At 68.6% G+C, this 3,918-nt stretch carries 1 protein-coding gene and 2 pseudogenes; all 3 read left to right on the top strand.

The window, feature by feature from the left end; genetic code table 11:
- Nucleotides 1-102, top strand: a pseudogene (locus ACFWI9_RS33305) (ATP-binding protein); the annotation flags it as partial.
- A 340-nt stretch (nucleotides 103-442) separates the two neighbouring features.
- A complete protein-coding gene (locus ACFWI9_RS33300) occupies nucleotides 443-3,835 on the top strand; it encodes a nitrate- and nitrite sensing domain-containing protein (protein ID WP_387168759.1) in 3,393 nt (1,130 codons plus the stop codon).
- Nucleotides 3,836-3,845: 10 nt separating this feature from the next.
- Nucleotides 3,846-3,918 (top strand): annotated as a pseudogene (locus ACFWI9_RS33295) (roadblock/LC7 domain-containing protein); the annotation flags it as partial.

Here is a 3,918-nt window from a genome sequence, read left to right as displayed (position 1 = left end):
CCCGACACACCCATCATCACCACCGACGCCCGCCACCGCGCCGACGCCAAAAGCGCGCTCATCACCCTGGTCGAGCACGCACTCATGGCACGACTCAAGTAGTTTTGTGTATACGACAGTTGTCGTAGCGCGTGAACAAGGGCGGACTGTGTCTTTTGACACGGTCCGCCTGCGTGTTCATAACGTTTCGACAGAGAATTACCCGGGCGCAGACACCCGACGCATCCGGGTAGTACCACTGTGCTCATCGGCAGCCCACTTTTTGCCGCAGCTTCGCTCCTTATGTCCGGTTTAACAGCTGTCCAGGAAGACCTGACGTGGCTTTTCCTAATGTTTGGAACGGACCCGGTTGGCGTGCTGAAATCAACGAACTCGTGAGTAGTACGGCCCTGAACGATTTTCGGCACAAAACAGGTGCCGACGCCGAGAGGTTGTTGGTCGAGTGAGGCGAAGCAAGACAAGCTCCGCAGAGCAGCAGGCGCGGGGCAACTTCACCCCGCCCCCGCGCGCAGCGGCGTCGCCCGCGGATGTGCAGCCCGTCGCGCCCCCCGCCGGTGGCAGCTCCAGCAGGCTGTCCCCGCGCAACTGGCGTGTGCCGACCCGGCTGAACGCGATCCTGTTGATCCCTGCGCTGGTCGGCCTTGTCATGGGCGGCTTCCAGGTCAAGGGGTCGGTGGACACCTGGGACGAGGCGCGGGACGCCGAGAAGACGGCGGAGATCGTGCGCGCCGCGTCGGACTACAGCCAGGCGCTGCTCAACGAGCGCGACCTCACGGCCGAGCCGCTGCTCAAGGGCAAGGGCGCGGACGACCCGGATGTCCAGAAGTACCGCGCCGCCACCGACGCCGCGAAGAAGAAGTTCGACGCGGCGGTCGAGGACAGGCCGGACACCCAGGGTCTGGAGCGCCGCCTCAAGCTCTTCCGCGCGGAGGAGCCGAAGCTCGCGCAGCTCCGCGAGAGCGCCTACTCGAAGGCTGTGGAGTCCGCCAGCAAGGAAGGCGGCAAGGGCGGCCCGGTGGCCACCGAAGAGGGCTATGTGCAGGTCCAGCACTCCCTCATGGAGTTCTCCAACGAGCTCGGCTTCGGCACCGGGAACGTCACCAGCTACGGCCGGATGGTCTACGCGATCCAGCTCGCGAAGGCCGCCGGGTCGCTCCAGCGCTCCATCGGCATGCACCTGCTGGTCCGCCCGAGCAAGACTCCTGAGATCAGGTCCGGCCAGACCATCGCCTTCTCGTCCTACGCGTACCTGGAGAACATCGCGCTCCTCGAGTACGTCTCCGGCGGTTCCACCGAGGACACGGCGAAGCTGAAGACGGTCATGGGCGAGAAGACCCGTGAAGGGACCAAGCAGCTCCAGGAGGCGGCCAAGGCAGCCGCGGCCCAGGGCATCGAGTTCACGGTGCCGCAGGCCTCGGAGGACGGTTCCATCTACAACGGCCTGGTCGCCGCCATCGGCAGCGGGGCCTCCCCGGACGAACTCGCCAAGAAGGGCGTGACGCCGAGGATCTGGCAGTACGCCGCCACCGCGAAGTTCGACGGCTACACCGAGATCGAGGACGGTCTCGTGAAGAAGTCGGTGACCGAGGCCTCCCGGATCGCCGACGAGGCCAAGACCGACGCCATCGTCAACGGTCTGATCGTCGTCATCTCGCTGCTCACCGCGTTCATCCTGGCCGGCCTGGTGGCCCGCCAGATGAGCCGCTCGATGCGCGAGCTGCGCACCGCCGCGTTCGGCATCGCCGAGCAGCGCCTGCCGATGCTGGTCGACCAGCTGTCGCGTACCGAGCCCGGCCGGGTCGACACCCGCGTACAGCCGATCCCGATCGACACCAAGGACGAGATCGGCGAGGTCGCCCGGGCCTTCGACCAGGTCCACCGCGAGGCCGTCCGGCTCGCCGCCGAGCAGGCCATGCTCCGTGGCAACGTCAACGCGATCTTCACCAACCTCTCGCGCCGCAACCAGTCGCTGATCGAGGGCCAGCTGACCCTGATCACCGACCTGGAGAACAACGAGGCGGACCCGGACCAGCTGGAGAACCTGTTCAGGCTGGACCACCTCGCGACCCGTATGCGCCGCAACGGCGAGAACCTCCTCGTCCTCGCCGGCGAGGAGCCCGGCCGCCGCTGGAACCAGCCGGTGCCGCTGGTGGACGTGCTGCGCGCCGCCTCGTCCGAGGTGGAGTCGTACGAGCGCATCGAGCTGACCGGCGTACCCGAGTCCGAGATCCACGGCCAGGCCGTGACCGACCTCGTGCACCTGCTCGCCGAGCTGCTGGAGAACGCCACCACGTTCTCCTCCCCGCAGACGAAGGTCCGGGTCACCGCGACCCGGCTGCCCGACGGCCGCGTGATGGTCGAGATCCATGACAAGGGCATCGGCCTGACCGCCGAGGACTTCGCCGACATCAACCACAAGCTGGCCAACCCGCCGACGGTGGACGCCGCCGTCTCGCAGCGCATGGGCCTCTTCGTGGTCGGCCGGCTCGCCGACCGGCACGGCATCCGCGTGCAGCTCCGCCCCTCGGGCGAGCAGGCCGGTACGACCTCGCTGGTGATGCTCCCGGACGCGATCACCCACGGTGGCGGTGGCGAGCCGGTGCACGAGGAGGACTTCACGGTCTCCCAGATGATCCCCACGCAGCAGGCGAGTTTCACGCCCACCACCTCGCGCACCGCGGCCGAGCTGGGCTTCGACGACTCCCGCTACGAGGACGCCGCGGAGGACGAGTCCACCCACCTGGACCCGGTCGGCCGCTCCCTGATGCGCGGAGAGCGCCGTGCGGCGCTCGAGGCGCAGGTGCAGGGCGGCGACCGCCCGCTGTTCCGCGACGAGGTCCCGCAGGACCAGTACGGCGAGCAGGACCCGTTCGGCGAGCAGGAGCAGTACGGCGGCGGCCGGTACCAGAACGGCCAGTACGCAGCCGCTGACGGCCACTACGGGGCCGAGGAGGGCTCGTACGGGGCCGGGGACGGCCAGTACGCCGAGGGCTCCTCGTACGAGCAGGACTTCGCGCCCCAGCAGTCCGGTCCCGCCTACGAGCGGAACGGCTACGGCTACGACGGCAACGAGGGGTCCGGCGGCTACCAGAGCACCGGCGAGTACGGGGTTACCGCAGGTTACAACGGATCCGCCGGGCAGGGCTATGCGGAATCCTCGTACGATGCTCCGCAGGAGCACCGCGGGCAGTACGACGACTCCTTCGCGCAGCGCTCCCACCAGGAAGACTGGTCGACTCAGGGCGGCTACCAGGGTGCGTACGAGCAGGAGTACCGAGCGGATGCGGAATCTGCTCCGGGCGCTCCCGCGAACGGCTCCGAGCGCGTAGGCTTCGAACGTCCGGGTCCCACGCCGAGCAACGGTCAGCAGTTGACCGACGCCGGTCTGCCACGCCGTGGCGCCGGTGGCACCAGCCAGCGGGCCCAGTGGCAGTCCGACGAGAGCGGCAGCGGCCAGACGGGACAGAAGACGGCTCCGGCCGCGCGGTCCCCGCGGGAGACCGCGGCACCGCGTGACGAGCGGGCGGAATCTGAGGGCTCCGACGACTGGCGTTCGAAGAACGACGAGCGCTGGCAGCGGGCCGAGAAGCTCCGTGAGCCCAAGGCGGGCGGAGTCACCTCGTCCGGCCTGCCCCGGCGGATTCCCAAGGCCAACCTGGTCGAGGGAACCGCGGAGCAGACCCCGCAGGGCGGCCCCCAGGTCTCCCGCGCCCCGGAAGACGTCCGCGGCAGGCTGAGCAACCTGCGCCGCGGCATCCAGAAGGGCCGCAACGCGGGAACGGACACGAACGGATCGGGCTTCGGCCCGGGTAGCACCTACAACCAGGAGCGTTAGTGTGAGCCCGATGAGCCAGGCGGCGCAGAATCTGAACTGGTTGATCACCAACTTCGTGGACAACACCCCCGGGGTGTCCCACA

The organism is Streptomyces sp. NPDC127084 (genome assembly GCF_042724175.1).
Classification (GTDB): Bacteria; Actinomycetota; Actinomycetes; order Streptomycetales; family Streptomycetaceae; genus Streptomyces.
This window is presented reverse-complemented; position numbering and strand designations above follow the sequence as displayed.